Here is a 19494-nt window from a genome sequence, read left to right as displayed (position 1 = left end):
CCATGGATGCCATCATGCTCAAGGCCAAACTGCACCGCGCCGAGGTGACCCACTCGGTGCTCGATTATGAAGGATCCTGCGCCATCGATGGAGAATGGCTGGATCTGGCAGGTATCCACGAGTACGAGCAGATCCAGATCTACAACGTCGACAACGGCGAGCGCTTCACCACCTACGCGATCCGCGCCGAGGACGGCTCGAAGATGATTTCGGTGAACGGTGCCGCCGCGCACAAGGCGCAAAAGGGCGACCGCGTGATTATCTGCGCCTATGCGCATTACAGCGAAGCGGAGCTGGCCACTCATAAGCCGCGCATGCTGTACATGGCTCCCGGCAACGTGCTCAGCCATACCAGCAACGCGATTCCGGTCCAGGTTGCCTGAGTCGCTCGCCGCGCGCCTGCGAGCCCCCCGCCCGGACGATGCCCGCTGCGGGCATCTTCCCCGCAAAGCCCGGAGTATTCCGGGCTTTTTGCTATCCGAACAGATCCACAGGAAGCAGAACTCCATGCCGCACCACTAGCAACCTCTCGATGTGACGCCCCTGAGCTCCTGGGAGGCGCTCCGCCAGCATCGCGAAGCCATGCAGTCCTTCCGTATACGCGAGGCCTTCCAGAACGATCCGCAACGCTTCGACGAGTTCTCCCTGAGCAGCAGTGGCCTGTTTCTCGATTATTCGAAACACCTGCTGACCCAGGAGACCCGCAGTCTACTGATGCGCCTGGCGCGCGAAGCCGGGCTGGAAAGAGCCATCCATGCGCTGTTCGAAGGCGAAGCGGTGAACGCCTCCGAAGGCCGCCCCGCGCTGCACACCGCGCTGCGCCGGCCGATCGGCGAGCGCCTGGTGGTCGACGGCGAGAATCTGATTCCCCAGGTGCACCGGGTACTCAACCAGATGACCGAACTAGTCGGCCGCATCCATGACCGCCTGTGGCGCGGCTACTCGGAAAACCCATCACCGACGTGGTGAACATCGGCATCGGCGGCTCCTTCCTGGGGCCCCAACTGGTATCCGAGGCCCTGCTGCCCTTCGCCCAGCACGGCGTGCGCTGCCACTACCTGGCGAACATCGACGGCAGCGAGCTCCATGAATTGTCTTGCCGCCTGCGTGCCGAGACTACCCTGTTCATCGTCTCCTCGAAATCTTTCGGCACCCTGGAGACCCTGAAGAATGCCCAGGCGGCACGTACCTGGTATCTGGCCCAGGGCGGCACGGAGAGCGAACTGCACCGCCACTTCATCGCCGTCTCCAGCAATATCGCGACAGCGGTGGCCTTCGGCATCCGTCAGGAGAACATCTTCCCGATGTGGGACTGGGTTGGCAAACGCTATTCGCTGTAGTCGGCGATCGGCGTGCCGACCGCGCTGGCCATCGGCATAGCCAACTTCAAAGACCTGCTCTCCGGCGCCTATGCCATAGACCAGCACTTCCTGAGCGCGCCTTTCGAAAGCAACAGCCGGTATTGCTGGCCATGCTCGGCGTCTGGTACGGCAACTTCTGGGGTGCGCAGAGTCATGCCATCCTGCCCTACGACCACTATCTGCGGAACATCACCCAGCATCTGCAACAACTGGACATGGAGTCCAACGGCAAAAGCGTGCGCCAGGACGGCAGCCCGGTCTCCTGCGGGACGGGCCCGGTGATCTGGGGCGGCGTCGGCTGCAACGGCCAACACGCCTACCACCAGTTGCTGCACCAAGGCACCCTGCTGATCCCGGCGGACTTTATCGTGCCGGTGGTCAGCCACAACCCGGTGGCCGACCACCACCAGTGGCTGTACGCCAACTGCCTGTCGCAGAGCCAGGCGCTGATGCTCGGCAAGAGCCGCGAGGAGGCCGAGGTGGAACTGCGCGCCAAGGGCCTGCCGGAGGCGGAAGTGAAGCGCTTGGCACCACACAAGGTGATCCCCGGCAACTGGCCGAGCAGCACCCTGGTCATGGAACGCGTCAGCCCGCGCCGCCTGGGCGCGCTGGTCGCCCTCTACGAGCACAAGGTATTCGCGCAGAGCATCATCTGGGGTATCAATGCCTTCGACCAGTGGGGCGTCGAGTTGGGCAAGGAACTGGGCAAGAACGTCTACCAGCGCCTGACCGGCCATGACGAGTCGCCGGCCGAGGACGCCTCGACCCAGGGCCTGATCAGCTACTTCCGCGGCCGCCACCGCGGCTGACCAATCCCCGGGCTCAGGTTCCGCCCCGTCTGCGCTCCCCTCCTGCCCCCTCTTATGCGACTTGAACACAGCGGTCCTCGGGTCCACGCTTAGGTCACCCGCGGATACACAAAAACAAGGAACCGCCATGTTCAAGATCGCCAACCATCCCGTCAGCGAAGCATTGCGCCAGCACAGCTGGCTGAACAATGACGACTATCTGCGCCTGTATCGGCAATCGGTCGAGCAACCGGACAGCTTCTGGGCCGAACAGGCCACCCTTTTCCTCGACTGGTTCAGGCCCTGGCAGAACATTCATCGCGGGGACATGAACAAGGGCGAAAGCCACTGGTTCGAAGGCAGCCAGTTGAATGTCGCCCACAACTGCATCGACCGGCATCTGAAGCAACGCGGCGATCAGGTGGCGATCATCTGGGAAGGCGACAATCCTGCCGACTCCGCGCGAATCACTTATCGCCAGTTGCACGAACAGGTCTGCCGTCTGGCTAATCTGCTGAAGAGTCGTGGCATCGGCAAGGGCGACCGAGTCTGCATCTACATGCCGATGATTCCCGAGGCTGCTTACGCCATGCTCGCCTGCGCCCGGATCGGCGCCGTTCATTCGGTGGTATTTGGCGGTTTCTCCCCGGAGGCGCTGCGCGACCGTATCCTCGACGCCGATTGCCGTCTCCTGATCACCGCCGACGAAAGTGCGCGCGGCGGCAAGGTCGTGCCCCTCAAGCGTAACGCCGACAAGGCCCTGCAGAGTTGCCCCGGAGTTTCCAGCGTGGTCGTGGTGCGGCGCACTGGTGGCGCCATCGACTGGAGCGAGGGACGCGATCTCTGGTACCACGAGGCTGTACCGGGCTGCAGCGCCGACTGTCCGGCCGAGCCCATGGACGCCGAGGCGCCGCTGTTCATCCTCTACACCTCGGGCAGCACCGGCAAACCGAAGGGCGTTCTGCACACCACCGGCGGCTACTTGTTGCAGGCGGCGATGACCCACCAGTACGTGTTCGATTACCACGATGGCGACGTCTACTGGTGCAGCGCCGACATCGGCTGGATCACCGGACACAGCTACATCGTCTACGGCCCGTTGGCCAACGGCGCCACAACACTGATCTTCGAGGGCGTGCCCAACTATCCGGACGCCTCGCGCTTCTGGCAGGTGGTCGACAAGCATCGGGTGAACATCTTCTATACCGCGCCCACCGCACTGCGTTCGCTGATGCGTGAAGGCGAGGGCCCGGTCAGGAAAACCTCGCGCGCCAGCCTGCGCCTGCTCGGCTCGGTGGGCGAGCCGATCAACCCGGAAGCCTGGGAGTGGTACTACCACGTGGTCGGCGACAGTCGCTGCCCGATCGTCGATACCTGGTGGCAGACCGAAACCGGCGCCATCATGATCACCCCGCTGCCCGGCGCCACCCTGCTCAAGCCCGGCTCGGCGACCCGGCCGTTTTTCGGTGTACAACCGGTATTGCTCGACGACAAGGGCAAGGAAATCGAGGGACCCGGTGCCGGCATCCTGGCCATCAAGGCCAGTTGGCCGAGTCAGATCCGCAGCATTTACGGCGACCATCAGCGCCTGATCGACACCTACTTCAAGCCCTACCCCGGCTACTATTTCACCGGCGATGGCGCGCGCCGGGACGAAGACGGCTACTACTGGATCACCGGCCGGGTCGATGACGTGATCAACGTGTCGGGCCACCGCATCGGTACCGCCGAAGTGGAAAGCGCCCTGGTGCTGCACGACAGCGTCGCGGAAGCCGCCGTGGTGGGCTGCCCCCACGACGTCAAGGGCCAATGCGTCTACGCCTTCGTCACCCTGGTCACCGGCAGCCGGCCCAGCGACCAGCTCAAGCGGGAGCTGGTCGATCAGGTCAGCCGCGAGATCGGCAGCTTCGCCAAACCGGATTTTCTGCAATGGGCACCGCGCCTGCCGAAAACCCGTTCGGGCAAGATCATGCGCCGTATCCTGCGCAAGATCGCCTGCAACGAACTGGACAACCTGGGCGATACCTCGACCCTGTCCGACTCATCGGTGCTCCAGGAACTGATCGACAATCGCCTGAGCCACTGAGCCGAGGCGCCACGAAAGCGGGCAAGGCGGGTGGCAGAGCGCCTCACTCCCCTTCAGGGGATAGGCGCTCGGCTTCGGCAATCGGCGAGCTCATGACATACTCTCGAATAAGCTTGGCCAGAGAAGAAAAGATATTCCCATGCCCAAAGGACTGAAACCCGCCCTCGTTACTCTGGCCGCTGCCCCCGCCCTCTATGGCCTGTTCGGCTTCCTCGTTCTCCCTGGCGTCGCCCAGCAGGTGATCAATCGGCAACTCCCCCGCTTCGTCACCCAGCCGGCCAACCTGGAGCGCCTGGAGTTCAATCCTTTCACCCTGGAATTGACACTGCACCGACTGCGCCTCGGTGAAGCGGGCAACGAGCAACTGGGCTTCGAGCGCCTGTACGGCAAGTTGCAATGGGATAGCTTGTGGAGCGGCCATCTGCATCTGGCCGAATTGCAACTGGAGCGCCCCCATGTGGAAGTGTTGCTCGACAAGCAGGGCGAACTGAATCTGGCCCACCTGTTCAAACTCCCGCCGGCCAGCCCCGAACAGGAAGAAGAACCGGCCGGAACCCCTTTCCCGGTGCACCTCGACCGTTTTTTGCTGAGCGCCGGCCAGATCCATTTCCAGGACCAACAGCCGAGCGAGCCGGTCGAAGTCCGCTATGACGCCCTCCAGCTCGAAGTACGCAATCTCGGCACCTTGCCGAACGACACCGCCGAACTGACCTTGCAGGCCAGCGGGCCGAATGCCGGCCGGATCGACTGGAGCGGTCAGTTCAGCCTGGTGCCGATGCGCTCTAGCGGCAAGCTGGGCATCGACCAGGTCGGCCTGGCCATCTGGTGGCCCTACGTGCGGAATTCCGTGCCCCTAGTGCTGGAGAACGGCACGCTCAGCTTGAGCAGCGACTACCAATTGGATTTGGCGGAAGGTTTTCGCCTGCAGTTGCAGAATGCCGCCCTCAAGCTCGCACCGTTCGCCATCAAGGCGCCGAATGGCCGGCCTCTCGCCCGCCTGCAGAGCCTGGAGGTCGGCAAGACCTCGCTCGACCTGGCCGAGCGCCGGGTATCGATCGGCCAGGTGCAGGGCCAGGGCCTGGAAACCTGGGCGGCCCGCGAGGCCGACGGCAAGCTGGATTGGCAGAAATTGTTCGCATCCGGCACACCCGGAAAAACACCGAGCAAAAGCGCCGCCGACGACGCCAAGCATGAGGCTGGGCAACCCGACGCGCCTGACAAGAAACCCGGCAAGCCCTGGCAGATCGTCCTGGCGGATGTCCGGCTGCGCGGCAGCCGCCTGTATCTGGCCGACCGGGTGCCAAAGCAGGACGTGGAATTGCTGGTCGGCCCGCTGAATCTCAGCCTGCGCGACTTCGACAGCCTCGGCCAGAGCCCCTTCAGGCTTGAACTGGACAGCGGCATCGGCCGCCAAGGCCGACTCAAGGCTGCCGGCCAGGTACAACTGAGCCCGCTCGTCGCACAACTGCAAGTCGGCAGCAGCGATCTGGACCTGCACCTGGCGCAGGCCTATATCGCGCCCTTCGTTCGCCTGGAGCTGCGTAGCGGGCAACTTGACAGCGCCCTGAAGGTCGACCTGAAGGGCGGCGAAAAGCTGGCCCTGCGAGTCGACGGCCGCGCCAGCGTCAAACAACTGCACATCCTCGATACCCTGAGAAACCGGGATTTCGTCAAGTGGCGCCAGTTGACCCTCGAAAACCTCAGCTACCGCCATGACGAGCAACTGAGCATCGAACGGGTTCTGCTCGAACAGCCCTATGCCCGTTTCATCGTCAACGAGGATCTGAGCACCAACGTCAGCGAACTGCTTATCGCCCAGGAAAAAGAACAGCCGAAGCCGGCCCGCAAGGGCGCACCGAAATCCACGGAACAATCGGCTACCCAGCCGCTGGGCATCCGTATCGGCACGGTGGAGATCAAGAACGGCTCGGCCAACTTCGCCGACTTCAGCCTGCGGCCCAACTTCGCCACGGCCATCCAGCAACTCAACGGGCGCATCGGCAGCCTGGACAATCGCCGGCCGAAGCCGGCCAGCGTGGATATCAAGGGTAAGGTGGACCGCTACGCGCCAGTCAGCATCAAGGGCGAGCTAAATCCCTTCGATCCGCTCGACAGCCTGGACATCGAAACTCGTTTCCAGCGAGTCGAACTGACCACCCTGACTCCCTATTCAGGCAAGTTCGCCGGCTATCGCATCCGCAAGGGACGCCTCAATCTGGACCTGCACTACCGTATCGCCAAAGGCGCGTTGAATGCCGAGAACAACCTGGTCCTGGAGCAACTGCAATTGGGCGAGCAGGTCGACAGCCCGGATGCGGTGGACTTGCCGATCCGCTTGGCAGTGGCCTTGCTGAAGGACAGCCAGGGACGGATCGCCATCGACCTGCCGGTCCAGGGCGACCTGAACAACCCCCAGTTCAGGGTCATGCCCATCGTCTGGCAGACGCTGCGCAATCTGGTGGTACGCGCGGCACAGGCGCCGTTCAAGTTCATCGCCGGGCTCGCCGGCGGCGACGCCGACCTCAGTCAAGTCGAGTTCAACCCGGGCAGCAGCGAGCTGGACGCCGCAGCGCGGCGCAGCCTGGACGCCCTTGGCAAGGCACTGAAAGAGCGCCCACAATTGCGCCTGGAGATCGAAGGAATGAGCGTCCAGGCCAGCGACGGCCCGCTGATGGCGGAGCGGCGCCTGGAGCGCGAATACCGGAGCCTCTACTACCGCATCCTGCAACGACAGGGCGAACGCGTGCCGGCCAGCGCCGATGGACTGAAGGTTCCCGACGACGAAAAGGAGCCGCTACTCGAAGGCATTTACCGTAGCCGCCTGAAACAGCAACCGCCGGCGGAGTGGAAAGAACTGGGCAAGCAAGAACGCACCACCCGGCTGCGCGAAGCCGTGCTGGCTTCCTGGAGCGACAATACGCTGCTGCTCCGCCAGTTGGCCCAGGCGCGCGCCGCCAGCATCAAGGCTTATCTGGTCGATCAGGCCGGCCTGGAGGACCAGCGTATTTACCAGTTGGATGTCGGGGTCAGCGAAGCGCCGGCCGGCGAGCGCATCAGCGTCCCGTTGCAACTGGCCGGCGAATGATGGCACACATAAATTCATTCCGCCTGTCCGCCGCCTTGTTCGGCCTGTTGCCATCTCTGCTCCCGGCCGCCACCCTGCGCTGCGACAACCGGCTGATCAGTACTGGCGACTCCACCTACGAAGTCCTCGCCAAATGTGGCGAGCCGGTCAGCCGCGAGCCACTTGGCTGTCGCGAGTGGCACGACGACTGGGGCACCTACCATGAACCGACGCGGGAGGGATGGGTATATGGTCCGCGCAACGGCATGCACTACTTTCTGCGCTTCGAAGGCAACCGCCTGGTCGACATCGACAGTCGGCGCCTCCAATGAAAAGCGATTGTGCACCGGAACGAATGAGGGCCCCGTAAGGCCCTCGTCTTTCCCTTTCACGAGTGCGGCGATCAGACGCCGGATGCTTCGGCAGCGGCGACGTCCTTAATCGACAGCTTGATGCGGCCACGGTTGTCCACATCGAGTACCAGCACCTTCACCTCCTGGCCCTCCTTGAGTACGTCGGTGACCTTCTCGATACGCTGGTCGCTGATCTGCGAGATATGTACCAAGCCATCCTTGCCCGGCAGGATATTGACGAAGGCTCCGAAGTCGACGATGCGCTCGACCTTGCCGACATAGATCTTGCCGATCTCGGCTTCGGCGGTGATGGACAGCACGCGCTGCTTGGCCGCCTCCGCCGCTTCGCGGGTTTCGCCGAAGATCTTGATCGAACCGTCGTCCTCGATGTCAATGGAGGCCTTGGTTTCCTCGCAGATGGCGCGGATGGTGGCCCCCCCCTTGCCGATCACATCGCGGATCTTGTCCTGGTCGATCTTCATCGACAACATGGTCGGCGCGTTGGAGGACAGCTCGCTACGCGACTGGCCGATCACCTGGCCCATCTGACCAAGGATGTGCAGGCGGGCCTCCAGTGCCTGGTTCAGGGCGATCTCCATGATTTCCTCGGTGATGCCCTGGATCTTGATGTCCATCTGCAGCGCGGTGACACCAGCGGCGGTGCCGGCAACCTTGAAGTCCATGTCGCCCAGATGATCCTCGTCGCCGAGGATGTCGGTCAGTACGGCGAATTTCTCGCCTTCCTTGACCAGCCCCATGGCGATACCGGCCACCGGTGCCTTCATCGGCACGCCGGCATCCATCAGCGCGAGCGAGGCACCACAGACCGATGCCATTGAGCTGGAACCGTTGGATTCGGTGATTTCCGATACCACGCGCACGGTGTAGGGGAAGCTGTCGTCCTTCGGCAGCATGGCCTGCACGCCACGGCGGGCCAGACGACCATGACCGATCTCGCGGCGACCGGCGCTGCCCATGCGACCGCACTCGCCGACCGAGAACGGCGGGAAGTTGTAGTGCAGCATGAAGCTGTCCTTGCGCTCGCCTTCCAAGGTGTCGAGCACCTGGGCATCGCGCGCGGTGCCCAGGGTGGCCACCACCAGCGCCTGAGTTTCGCCACGAGTGAACAAAGCCGAGCCGTGGGTCTTCGGCAGGACGCCAACTTCGATCTTCAGCGGACGTACGGTGCGGTTGTCACGACCGTCGATCCGCGGTTTGCCGTCGACGATGTTCTGACGCACGGTCCGGTACTCGATCAGACCGAAGGCCTCCTTGACCTCGGCGACGGATGGCTGTCCCTCCGCATCGCCAGCCAGCCGGGCGATGGTCTGCTCGCGCAGCTCATCCAGGCGGCCATAGCGCTCCTGCTTGACGGTGATGGTGTAGGCTTGCGAGATGGCCTCGCCGAATTCGGCGCGGATGGCCTCGAGCAGCGCGGTGTTCTCGACCGGCGGCTGCCAGTCCCAGGCCGACCGACCGGCCTCGGCAGCGAACTCCTTGATGGCCTGGATCACCGCCTGGAACTCTTCATGAGCGAACAGCACGGCGCCGAGCATCTGGTCCTCGGTCAGCTCTTCGGCTTCGGACTCGACCATCAGCACGGCGGACTCGGTACCGGCCACCACCATGTCGAGGCGGGAAGCCTTGAGCTGCTCGTAGCTGGGGTTGAGTAGATAGCCGGTTTCCTCGTGGAAACCCACGCGAGCGGCACCGATCGGACCGTTGAAGGGAATACCGGAGACGGCCAGAGCGGCCGAGGTGCCGATCATCGAGGCGATATCCGGATCGGTCTTCTTGCTGGTGGACAGCACAGTGCAGATCACCTGCACCTCGTTCATGAAGCCCTCGGGGAACAATGGGCGGATCGGCCGGTCGATCAGGCGCGAAGTCAGGGTTTCCTTCTCGGAAGGACGGCCTTCGCGCTTGAAGAAACCGCCGGGAATGCGGCCGGCGGCGTAAGTCTTTTCCTGATAGTGCACGGACAGCGGGAAGAAGCCCTTGCCCGGATCGGCCTGCTTGGCGGCGACCACGGTGACCAGCACGGTCACCTCATCGTCGATGGTGACCAGCACGGCCCCGGAGGCCTGGCGGGCGATGCGGCCGGTCTCCAGGGTAACGGTCGACTGACCGAACTGGAATGTTTTGATAACCGGATTCACGGTATTTTCCTTCTCTATTGTTGCCTTGGGGAAATCCTCAGGAAGTCGGGAGTCGGACCCGAAGACGCCTCCTGAAAAACCGGAAGCCGAAAGCAAGAAGCTGGAAGCAAGCCCGATGTCCCGCTTCCAGCCCCTCACTTGCAGCTTCCAGCTCGATGCACGTCTTAGCGACGCAGACCCAGACGACCGATCAGGGTGCTGTAACGAGTGGTGTCCTTACCCTTCAGGTAGTCCAGCAGCTTGCGGCGCTGGTTGACCATACGGATCAGACCGCGACGGGAGTGGTGATCCTTGCCGTTGGCCTTGAAGTGGTCCTGCAGCTTGTTGATATTGGCAGTCAGCAGGGCAACCTGCACTTCCGGAGAACCGGTATCGCCTTCAGCTTGCTTGTACTCGTTAACGATCTGGGCTTTTTCTTCAACGGTGAGTGCCATGATGGGCATCCTCTTTATCGGGAAACCGTGTGGGCCAATGCGGCGCCGGACGGCTTCAGCAGGCCGGGAATGGCTTCCCGTGTTTGAGAAAAGAGGCATGACCGTGCCTGCTGACAGCCACCCTCGCATCGGTCATTCCGACCGAATCAGTCGACGCGGCGCGATGCGCCCGTCGTCGCCCACTTCACCGATACCGATGAAGCGGCCCGTATGATCCTGCACCCGCACCATGCCGAACTTCGGCGACTGCGGCGCGCGCACCGGCTGCCCGTGCAGCCAGTAATAGCTGCTGTGCTCGGAGAGCTGCAGCAACGGCCAATGCTCCAGACCGCTGTCCGCCGGCAGCAGGAAAGGGTCGAGCGCCTCGCTACCACCTTCGGCATGGGCCTGCTCAAGGGCCGCGAGGCTGACCGTCCGGGCCAGCCCGAAAGGTCCGGCCTGGGTCCTGTGCAACTCCGCGACGTGCGCTCCGAATCCGAGCACCTGGCCGATGTCCTCGACCAGGGAACGCACATAGGTGCCCTTGCTGCAAGCCACCGCCAGCCGCGCGAACGGTGGCTCGAAGGCCAGCAGTTCCAGGCGCGCAATAGTAACAGAACGTGCTTCGCGCTCCACCACCTCGCCGGCCCTGGCCAGCTTGTAGAGCGGCTGCCCGTCACGTTTGAGCGCCGAGTACATGGGCGGGACCTGGCTGATCTCGCCGCGGAAATCCGCCAGTACCGACTCCAGCGCATCGCGCCCGAGCTGCACGTCACGTCGCTCGAGCACCTCACCCTCGGCGTCGCCGGTAGTCGTGGTCACGCCGAGGTGCATCAGGGTCTCGTAACCCTTGTCGGCATCCAGCAGGTACTGGGAAAATTTGGTCGCCTCGCCGAAACACAGCGGCAGCACACCGGTGGCCAACGGGTCGAGGCTACCGGTATGCCCGGCCTTCTCGGCGTTCAAAAGCCAGCGCACCTTCTGCAACGCGGCGTTGGAGGTCAGTCCATGCGGCTTGTCGAGGACCAGGATGCCGTCGACCTTGCGGCGGATACGTTTACCCTGGGTCACACGTCACTCCTCGCCCTTGCCTGTATGCAGCCGATCTTCGGCCACGGCACGCTCGATCAGCGCCGACAGCTCGACGCCCCGGCGAACGCTCGCGTCATAGCTGAAGTGCAGTTGCGGTACGCTGCGCAACTTCATCGACTTGCCCAGTTGCATGCGTAAAAAACTAGCTGCCTCGTGGAGAATCTCCAGGTTTCGCTCGATCTCGTCGGCGCTGTCCTCCTTGCCCATGACGGTGATGAACACCTTGGCATGGGACAAGTCACGCGCCACCTCCACTGCCGTCACGGTGATCATTCCGAGGCGCGGATCCTTAATCTCGCGCTGAATCAGAAAGGACAGCTCACGCTGCATCTGATCGCCGATGCGCTGGGTGCGACTGTAGTCTTTGGCCATATTTCGCCTCTCAAATAAGCCAAAAGCTGGAAGCCGCCCCCGGAAACCTGCCGGCCTCCGGATTCGCGCTTCCAGCTTCGTGCTTGCGCGCGTCAGAGCGAACGCGCCACCTGGACCTTCTCGTACACTTCGATCTTGTCACCGACCTTGACGTCGTTGTAGCTCTTCACGCCAATACCGCACTCCATGCCGGCCCGGACTTCGGACACGTCGTCCTTGAAACGGCGCAGGGACTCCAACTCGCCCTCGAAGATCACCACGTCGTCGCGCAGCACACGGATCGGGCGATTGCGATGAACGTTGCCCTCGAGCACCATGCAACCGGCGATGGCGCCGAACTTCGGCGAACGGAACACGTCACGCACTTCCGCGACGCCCAGAATGTTCTCCCGCACCTCGCTGCCCAACATGCCCGACAGGGCCTTCTTGACGTCCTCGATGATGTCGTAGATGACGTTGTAGTAACGCAGATCCAGACCTTCCTGCTCGACGATCTTACGTGCGCCGGCATCGGCGCGCACGTTGAAGCCGAACAGCACGGCATTGGAAGCCAGGCCCAGGTTGGCATCGCTCTCGGTGATACCGCCGACGCCACCGCCTACCACGCGTACCTGGACCTCCTCGTTGCCAAGCTCGGACAGAGCACCCTGCAGGGCCTCCAGCGAGCCGCGCATGTCGGCCTTGAGGACGATGTTGAGCGTCTTCTTCTCGTCCTGCCCCATGGTTTCGAAGATGTTTTCCAGCTTCGCCGAATGCTGACGAGCCAGCTTGACCTCGCGAAACTTGCCCTGCCGGAACAGCGCCACTTCACGGGCCTTCTTCTCGTCGGTAACCACTGTCAGTTCGTCGCCGGCATCCGGGGTGGAATCCAGACCGAGAATCTCCACCGGAATCGATGGACCGGCCTCCTTGAGCGGTTGGCCATTCTCATCGAGCATTGCCCGCACACGGCCGAAGTTGACACCGGCGAGAACGACATCGCCTTGGCGCAGCGTGCCGTTCTGCACGAGCACGGTCGCCACCGGACCGCGCCCCTTGTCTAGGCGCGACTCGATCACCACTCCACGACCCGGAGCGCTCGGCGTGGCCTTCAGCTCCAATACTTCGGCCTGCAGCAACACGGCTTCGAGTAGTTCGTCGATGCCGGTACCGGCCTTCGCAGAGACATGGACGAACTGGGTATCGCCACCCCACTCCTCGGGAATCACATCGCGAGCGGCCAGATCGTTCTTGACCCGGTCCGGATCGGCTTCCGGCTTGTCGATCTTGTTCACCGCCACGACGATCGGCACACCAGCCGCCTTGGCATGTTGAATGGCTTCCTCGGTCTGCGGCATCACGCCGTCGTCGGCCGCCACCACCAAGATGACGATATCGGTGGCCTTGGCGCCCCGGGCACGCATCGCGGTAAACGCGGCATGGCCGGGAGTATCGAGGAAAGTGATCATGCCGCGATCGGTTTCCACATGATAGGCGCCGATGTGCTGGGTGATACCGCCCGCCTCGCCGGTCGCTACCTTGGTACGGCGAATGTAGTCAAGCAGCGAGGTTTTGCCATGGTCGACGTGCCCCATGACCGTGACCACCGGTGCACGCGCCTCGGCTTCGCCCTCGAACTTGAGGGATTCGGCCAACTGCTCCTCCAGTGCATTCTCGCTGACCAGCTTAACCTTATGCCCCAACTCCTCGGCCACCAGTTGGGCGGTTTCCCGGTCGAGTACCTGGTTGATGGTCACCGGCGTGCCCATCTTGAACATGAACTTGATGACCTCGGCCGCCTTGACCGCCATCTGCTGAGCCAGTTCGGCAACAGTGATGGTCTCACCGATGGTCACCTCGCGCACGACAGGGCCGGTCGGGCTCTGGAAGCCATGCTGATTGCGCTTCTTCAGCTTCGACTTGCCTCCACGACCACCGCGGCGACCGAAACCTTCACCGTCTTCGTCGACACTGCGTACCACTGCACGGGCAGCCGGCGCCTTGTCCTTGATGGAGGGACGATGCTGGGCGTTCTTGCGCTCGCGCCGCTCATCATCGACATTGCGTACCTTTTCCTTGTCGACACGACGCGGCTCTTCCCGCTTGCGCTCTTCACTGGCGGGCGGAGCGGCGACGGGCTCGGGCACCACGCCAAGCGCCAATTCCGGCTCCTTGGCCGCTACCGCAGCGACGGCAGGCGCCTCGGCCTGGCGCTGAGCCTCCTGCTCGGCAGCACGACGCCTAGCTTCCTCCTCAGCCTTCTGGCGCACAGCAGCCTCCTCAACGGCACGCTGCTCCTCGAGCTCACGCTGCTTCTCGGCCTCGAGTTCGTCAGGGCTGCGCTTGACATAAGTCTTTTTCTTGCGGACCTCAACACTGATGGTCTTGCTACCGGCGACCCTTAAAGTAGTCGTGGTCTTGCGCTGCAAGGTGATCTTGCGCGGCTCCTCCAACTTCACGCCATGGCTGCCCTTGAGGTGAGCCAACAGGGCCTGCTTTTCATTGTCGGTCACTACCTGCTCGGCGCTGGTATGCGACAGGCCTGCCTCACGCATCTGCTGCAGCAGGCGCTCGACCGGTGTATCGACCACCAGGGCCAGTTCTTTCACCGTGACTTGCGTCATGCATCTCTCTCCTCAGGCCGCTAATGCTTACTCGAACCAATGGGCTCGGGCGGCCATGATCAACTTGCCGGCACGCTCTTCATCCATGCCGTCGATGTCGAGCAGGTCATCAATCGACTGCTCGGCTAGGTCTTCGCGGGTAATGACCCCGCGCATCGCCAGCTCAACCGCCAGCTCCTTGTCCATACCCTCGAGCGAGAGCAGGTCTTCGGCCGGATGGGCTTCCACCAGCTTTTCTTCAGTAGCAATAGCCTTGGTCAGCAGGCGATCCTTAGCGCGCGCGCGCAACTCGTTGACGATTTCCTCATCGAAACCATCAATGGCGAGCATCTCTTCCATCGGTACATAGGCAATCTCTTCTAGGCTGGTGAAGCCTTCCTCCACCAGCACCTGCGCCAACTCCTCGTCGACTTCAAGCTCTTCGACAAAGGAGCGCAGGATGTCGCCCGTCTCGGCTCGTTGCTTGGCCTGGATATCGGCCTCGGTCATCACATTCAGGGTCCAACCGGTCAGTTGGCTGGCCAGCCGCACGTTCTGCCCGCCGCGACCGATGGCCTGAGCCAGGTTGTCGTCGGCCACGGCGACATCCATCGCATGGGCATCCTCGTCGACGATGATCGCCGCCACCTCGGCCGGAGCCATCGCGTTGATCACGAACTGGGCCGGATTATCGTCCCACAGCACGATATCGACACGCTCCCCCCCCAGCTCGCCGGAAACGGCCTGCACACGAGAACCGCGCATGCCGATGCAGGCCCCCTGCGGATCAATACGTTTGTCCTTGGAACGCACGGCGATCTTGGCGCGCGACCCCGGATCACGGGAAGCAGCCTTCACCTCGATCAACCCTTCGGCGATTTCCGGCACCTCAATGCGGAACAACTCGATAAGCATGCCCGGTGCGGTACGCGACAGGATCAACTGCGGACCGCGGTTCTCCGGGCGAATCTCCTTCAGCAAAGCCCGTACCCGCGCACCGACCCGGAAGGTCTCGCGAGGGATGATATCCTCCCTCGCCAGCAGCGCCTCGGCATTGTTGCCGAGATCGACGATGACATTGTCCCGGGTCACCTTTTTAACGGTGCCGGAAATGATCTCCCCCACACGTTCGCGGTAGACATCCACCACCTGGGCACGCTCAGCCTCCCGCACCTTCTGCACGATCACCTGCTTGGCAGTCTGCGCGGCAATTCGACCGAACTCAATGGACTCGATCTTTTCCTCGATTACATCCCCCACCTTGACGTCAGGCTTGCGCTCATGGGCCTCGTCGAGCGTCAGTTCGGTAGCCGGATTCTCCAGCAAATCGTCCTCGACGACGGTCCAGCGACGGAAAGTGTCGTACGCGCCGCTTTGACGGTTGATCTGCACACGCAGATCGACATCGTCCTCGTAGCGCTTCTTGGTGGCAGTGGCCAGCGCCAGCTCCAGGGCCTCGAAAATCACACCAGCCGGAACGCCCTTTTCATTGGACACCGACTCAACTACCAGCAGTACTTCTTTGCTCATCGTACGCTTGCCTTTCGCAATCCATAGGGATCCGCGGGATCCGCGTCTCAGTCAAAACGGGGAATGATATTGGCTTTATCGATCAGATCGATCGGCAACAGATATTCATGATCGTCCACCAGAACGACCACGTCCTGATCTTCGACGCCACGCAGGAGCCCTTGGAAGTTGCGCCGTCCCTCGAACGGGGAGCGCAGCCTGATCTTCACCTGCTCACCGGCACAACGAACGAACTGTTCGAGCGTGAACAGCGGCCGATCCATACCAGGAGAGGAAACTTCAAGGGTGTATTCGCTACTGATCGGATCCTCCACATCGAGCACACCACTAATCTGACGACTGACCTTCTCGCAATCATCGATGAGGATGCCATCGGCGTGATCAATATAGACCCGCAGCAACGAGTGCCGCCCCTGCGACAGGAATTCGACGCCCCAACATTCATAGCCGAGAGCCTCGACCACCGGGGCCAACAAGGCCTGCAACTGTTCTAGCTTGCTCGACACCTGACCCCCTCGCGCATGCTGTGCAAATAAAAAATGGGCGAAACGCCCATTCCCTTCATCATCTTCGCCATGTGTGCCGCTTGCCGGCACTTGCTTTCACCTAGCAAAAAGCCCCTAAAAAGGGGCTTCTGCGACAACTGGTTGCGGGGGCTGGATTTGAACCAACGACCTTCGGGTTATGAGCCCGACGAGCTACCAGACTGCTCCACCCCGCGTCAAAAGCTGGAGCGGAAGTATACGCACGACCTTCACGCCTGGTCAACCTAACTTCCGCCGACAAGAAGACCCGCTAATTAGCGGGCCTCTTGATTTGGTACCGAGGAGGGGACTCGAACCCCTACAGCCTATGGCCACTACCACCTCAAGGTAGCGTGTCTACCAATTCCACCACCTCGGCAAAAACCTTTACTTCTGCTCGGGAGCCTGCGGCACGTCTACGGCATCACCCGCAGGTTTCCGCTCCTCAAGCACCGGTACATCCTCCGCCGCCGGCTTCTTCTGCTGAACTTCCAACACCGCCGGATCCGGAAGACCGACTTTGCTCAGCGAGTCAGCCTTCTCCTTGGCCAGAAACCCCAATCCAAGGCTGGTCAGGAAAAAAGCGGCAGCAAGTATAGCAGTAACGCGACTCAGGAAGGTAGAGGAGCCCTGGCTACCAAAAACAGTGGCCGACGCACCAGAACCGAAAGAGGCACCCGCCTCCGCGCCCTTACCCTGCTGAATTAGCACTAGCGCGATTACACCCAGCGCAGCCAACAGGTGAAAGACGATAACGATCGTTTCTGTTTCCAGCATCTTCTATTACCCGCGGCGCGACAGATTGCACCAAACTTCATTATGACCGACACGGACTCTCGACTCCGCGATCACCAGCACAGACACCATGCATCCCACTCGACAGAAACCAAGCGAACGACACGAGCCTGCCTCGTCACTCAAAGTGGGCGCAGATGTTATATGAATCAGGATCGACTCGCAAGCGAATCAAGCACATACATCCGAAACAATCTTTGCCAAGTTATCAGCATGAAGCCGTACCTGGCTCTCGTCGTCACCCTCGACCATCACCCGAACCAAGGGCTCGGTGCCCGATTTGCGCAGCAACACCCGTCCCCGCCCAGCCATCTGCTCGGTCACTCGCTCGCAAGCCTCTTGCACGACCGGATGCCCGACAGGGTCCTTGTCGCCTGCATAGCGCACGTTGACCAGCACCTGGGGAAATTTGCGCATTCCCTGGCGCGCCTCCGCAAGCCTTTGTCCACGGTGCTTCAGGGCCCGCAGCACCTGCAGCGCAGCGATGATGCCGTCGCCCGTCGTCGAGCGATGGCAGCAGACGATATGTCCGGAACCTTCGCCACCCAGTTGCCAGTTGCGGGTCAGCAGTTCAGCCATGACATAGCGGTCGCCGACCTTGGCCCGCACAAATGGAATCCCCATATCCTGCAGAGCCAGTTCCAATCCCAGATTGCTCATCAGGGTACCGACGACGCCTCCCTGCAACTTGCCGTGTTCGTACATGTCGCGCGCAATGAGAAAGAGCAGCTCATCACCATCCACCACCGCTCCGGTGTGATCGACCATCAGCACACGGTCGCCATCGCCGTCGAAGGCGACACCCAGATCGGCACGCTGCATGAGGACCTCGGCCTGCAGCGCGACGATATCAGTGGAGCCGCAACGGTCATTGATGTTCAGCCCGTTGGGCTGGGCCGCCAGAACCGCCACCTCGGCCCCCAACTCGCGGAACACATTGGGAGCAACCTTGTAAGTGGCACCATGAGCGCAGTCCACGACCATCTTGAGACCGGCGAAGCTGGTCCCGGTCGGCACGCTGCTCTTGCAGAACTCGATATAACGGCCTGCCGCATCGTTGATACGGGAAACCTTGCCCAGTTGGGCCGAGTCGACCACCGTCATCGGATTGTCGAGCAGTTCCTCGATGACCAGCTCCAGTTCGTCGGGCAGCTTGGTTCCCTGCCCGGAAAAGAATTTGATGCCATTGTCGTAATGCGGATTGTGCGAAGCACTGATGACGATGCCAGCCTCGGCATGAAAGGTCCGCGTTAGATAGGCGATGGCCGGTGTCGGCATGGGCCCGAGCAGCAACACATCGGCACCAGCAGCGGAGAGCCCCGCCTCCAACACCGACTCGAACATATAGCCGGATATGCGGGTATCCTTGCCAACCAGCACACGACATATGCCTTGGCGACGAAAGGCCTTTCCGGCAGCCCATCCCAGCTTGAGCATGAAATCCGGCGTGATGGGATACTCGCCTACTCGCCCACGGATGCCGTCGGTGCCGAAATATTTTTTGCTCAATGCTTACCCTCCACCTATTCCGCCGTCTCCACGGCATCGATCATTCTTACCACTTCGACCGTTTCCGCCACATCGTGCACCCGCACGATGCGTACCCCCTTGGCGATAGCCAGTGCCGCCAGAGCCAGGCTGCCGTTCAGGCGCCGACCGATATCACGCCCCAGCACCTGGCCGATCATGCTTTTGCGGGATACACCGACCAACAGCGGGCGGCCGAGTTCATGCAGTATTTCCATATGCCGGAACAGCAGCAGGTTATGCTGCAATGTCTTAGCAAAACCAAAACCTGGGTCCAGCAGCAGACGCTCGGCCGGAATCCCCGCGGCCGCACAGGCCTGCATACGTCCAAGCAAAAAGCCACGTACCTCGCCCAGCAGATCCTCATACCGGGGGTCCTGCTGCATGGTGCCCGGCTCCCCCGACATGTGCATCAGGCAGACAGGCAATCCCGTTTCCGCCGCAGCCGCCAAGGCTCCCTCCCGTTGCAGCGAACGAACGTCATTGATCAGACCGGCTCCCAGCCGGGTCGTCTCGCGCATCACGAGGGGTGCCGAGGTATCCACCGATACGATGACATCCAACTCGGCAGCGATGGCTTCGACGACGGGCGCGACCCGGTCCAACTCCTCGCTCGCCGATACCGTGCCGGCGCCAGGACGGGTCGACTCCCCTCCGACATCGATCAACGCGGCGCCGGCGGCGACCATGGCTCGTGCATGGTTCAAGGCCGCATCGAGCCTGTCGAAACACCCTCCGTCGGAAAAGGAGTCTGGCGTTACATTGAGAATCCCCATCACTTGGGGACGTGACAAATCGAGAACCCGGTTGCCGCAAGACAACCGGGTTGGAGACAGCGAGGTCATCAT

Annotated in this window: 14 protein-coding genes, 2 tRNA genes and 1 pseudogene; 5 read left to right on the top strand and 12 right to left on the bottom strand. The window is 62.2% G+C overall.

Annotated features, from left to right (window positions below):
• The first annotated feature begins 2 nt into the window (after nucleotides 1-2).
• The 5 genes and pseudogenes from panD (at nucleotide 3) to ACGI6K_RS03045 (ending at nucleotide 7631) form a co-directional block, all read left to right on the top strand.
• On the top strand, nucleotides 3-383 hold the full coding sequence (panD, locus tag ACGI6K_RS03065; protein WP_376948064.1) for an aspartate 1-decarboxylase: 381 nt from the start codon (nucleotides 3-5) through the stop codon (nucleotides 381-383).
• 151 nt (nucleotides 384-534) lie between these two features.
• Nucleotides 535-2170: pseudogene (gene pgi / locus ACGI6K_RS03060) on the top strand (glucose-6-phosphate isomerase).
• Between the two features lie 127 nt (nucleotides 2171-2297).
• The gene (gene acs / locus ACGI6K_RS03055; protein ID WP_376948065.1) at nucleotides 2298-4235 is read left to right on the top strand and encodes an acetate--CoA ligase; all 1938 of its coding nucleotides are present in this window, start codon (nucleotides 2298-2300) and stop codon (nucleotides 4233-4235) included.
• Between the two features lie 139 nt (nucleotides 4236-4374).
• Nucleotides 4375-7320 (top strand): DUF748 domain-containing protein, encoded by a 2946-nt coding sequence (locus ACGI6K_RS03050; protein WP_376948066.1) that lies wholly within the window; start codon nucleotides 4375-4377, stop codon nucleotides 7318-7320.
• The gene (locus ACGI6K_RS03045; RefSeq protein ID WP_376948067.1) at nucleotides 7317-7631 is read left to right on the top strand and encodes a DUF2845 domain-containing protein; all 315 of its coding nucleotides are present in this window, start codon (nucleotides 7317-7319) and stop codon (nucleotides 7629-7631) included. Before ACGI6K_RS03050 ends, ACGI6K_RS03045 begins: the two co-directional genes overlap by 4 nt.
• A 71-nt stretch (nucleotides 7632-7702) precedes the next feature.
• On the opposite strand, the gene pnp is transcribed toward ACGI6K_RS03045, so the two are convergent.
• From pnp to folP, 12 genes are all read right to left on the bottom strand, one after another.
• On the bottom strand, nucleotides 7703-9811 hold the full coding sequence (gene pnp / locus ACGI6K_RS03040) for a polyribonucleotide nucleotidyltransferase (RefSeq protein WP_376948068.1): 2109 nt from the start codon (nucleotides 9809-9811) through the stop codon (nucleotides 7703-7705).
• A 164-nt stretch (nucleotides 9812-9975) separates the two neighbouring features.
• Complete coding sequence (gene rpsO, locus ACGI6K_RS03035; RefSeq protein WP_012702770.1) at nucleotides 9976-10245, bottom strand: 30S ribosomal protein S15; 270 nt, start codon at nucleotides 10243-10245, stop codon at nucleotides 9976-9978.
• Nucleotides 10246-10377: 132 nt separating this feature from the next.
• Nucleotides 10378-11295: a tRNA pseudouridine(55) synthase TruB gene (gene truB / locus ACGI6K_RS03030; RefSeq protein ID WP_376948069.1), complete on the bottom strand. Its 918-nt coding sequence runs from the start codon at nucleotides 11293-11295 to the stop codon at nucleotides 10378-10380.
• A gap of 3 nt (nucleotides 11296-11298) precedes the next feature.
• Entirely contained in the window at nucleotides 11299-11688 is a 390-nt protein-coding gene (rbfA, locus tag ACGI6K_RS03025) for a 30S ribosome-binding factor RbfA (protein WP_376948070.1), read from the bottom strand.
• 92 nt (nucleotides 11689-11780) lie between these two features.
• On the bottom strand, nucleotides 11781-14291 hold the full coding sequence (gene infB / locus ACGI6K_RS03020; RefSeq protein ID WP_376948071.1) for a translation initiation factor IF-2: 2511 nt from the start codon (nucleotides 14289-14291) through the stop codon (nucleotides 11781-11783).
• A gap of 27 nt (nucleotides 14292-14318) precedes the next feature.
• Nucleotides 14319-15800: a transcription termination factor NusA gene (gene nusA, locus ACGI6K_RS03015; RefSeq protein WP_376948072.1), complete on the bottom strand. Its 1482-nt coding sequence runs from the start codon at nucleotides 15798-15800 to the stop codon at nucleotides 14319-14321.
• A gap of 47 nt (nucleotides 15801-15847) precedes the next feature.
• On the bottom strand, nucleotides 15848-16306 hold the full coding sequence (gene rimP, locus ACGI6K_RS03010) for a ribosome maturation factor RimP (protein WP_061289733.1): 459 nt from the start codon (nucleotides 16304-16306) through the stop codon (nucleotides 15848-15850).
• 138 nt (nucleotides 16307-16444) lie between these two features.
• A tRNA-Met gene (locus tag ACGI6K_RS03005) sits at nucleotides 16445-16521 on the bottom strand.
• Nucleotides 16522-16617: 96 nt separating this feature from the next.
• Nucleotides 16618-16703, bottom strand: a tRNA-Leu gene (locus tag ACGI6K_RS03000).
• Nucleotides 16704-16711: 8 nt separating this feature from the next.
• Nucleotides 16712-17101, bottom strand: coding sequence for a preprotein translocase subunit SecG (gene secG / locus ACGI6K_RS02995; protein ID WP_376948073.1), 390 nt, complete (start codon nucleotides 17099-17101; stop codon nucleotides 16712-16714).
• 189 nt (nucleotides 17102-17290) lie between these two features.
• A complete protein-coding gene (glmM, locus tag ACGI6K_RS02990) occupies nucleotides 17291-18628 on the bottom strand; it encodes a phosphoglucosamine mutase (RefSeq protein ID WP_376948074.1) in 1338 nt (445 codons plus the stop codon).
• A gap of 14 nt (nucleotides 18629-18642) precedes the next feature.
• Entirely contained in the window at nucleotides 18643-19494 is an 852-nt protein-coding gene (gene folP, locus ACGI6K_RS02985; RefSeq protein ID WP_376948075.1) for a dihydropteroate synthase, read from the bottom strand.

The organism is Azorhizophilus paspali (genome assembly GCF_043587585.2).
GTDB lineage: Bacteria > Pseudomonadota > Gammaproteobacteria > Pseudomonadales > Pseudomonadaceae > Azotobacter > Azotobacter paspali.
This window is presented reverse-complemented; position numbering and strand designations above follow the sequence as displayed.

What these genes read in the sequence shown, in the direction of transcription:
- panD (WP_376948064.1), top strand. Translation starts at nt 3, where the DNA reads ATGGATGCCATCATGCTCAAGGCCAAACTGCACCGCGCCGAGGTGACC.
- acs (WP_376948065.1), top strand. Translation starts at nt 2,298, where the DNA reads ATGTTCAAGATCGCCAACCATCCCGTCAGCGAAGCATTGCGCCAGCAC.
- ACGI6K_RS03050 (WP_376948066.1), top strand. Translation starts at nt 4,375, where the DNA reads ATGCCCAAAGGACTGAAACCCGCCCTCGTTACTCTGGCCGCTGCCCCC.
- ACGI6K_RS03045 (WP_376948067.1), top strand. Translation starts at nt 7,317, where the DNA reads ATGATGGCACACATAAATTCATTCCGCCTGTCCGCCGCCTTGTTCGGC.
- rpsO (WP_012702770.1), bottom strand. Translation starts at nt 10,245, where the DNA reads ATGGCACTCACCGTTGAAGAAAAAGCCCAGATCGTTAACGAGTACAAG.
- rbfA (WP_376948070.1), bottom strand. Translation starts at nt 11,688, where the DNA reads ATGGCCAAAGACTACAGTCGCACCCAGCGCATCGGCGATCAGATGCAG.
- infB (WP_376948071.1), bottom strand. Translation starts at nt 14,291, where the DNA reads ATGACGCAAGTCACGGTGAAAGAACTGGCCCTGGTGGTCGATACACCG.
- nusA (WP_376948072.1), bottom strand. Translation starts at nt 15,800, where the DNA reads ATGAGCAAAGAAGTACTGCTGGTAGTTGAGTCGGTGTCCAATGAAAAG.
- secG (WP_376948073.1), bottom strand. Translation starts at nt 17,101, where the DNA reads ATGCTGGAAACAGAAACGATCGTTATCGTCTTTCACCTGTTGGCTGCG.
- folP (WP_376948075.1), bottom strand. Translation starts at nt 19,494, where the DNA reads ATGATGACCTCGCTGTCTCCAACCCGGTTGTCTTGCGGCAACCGGGTT.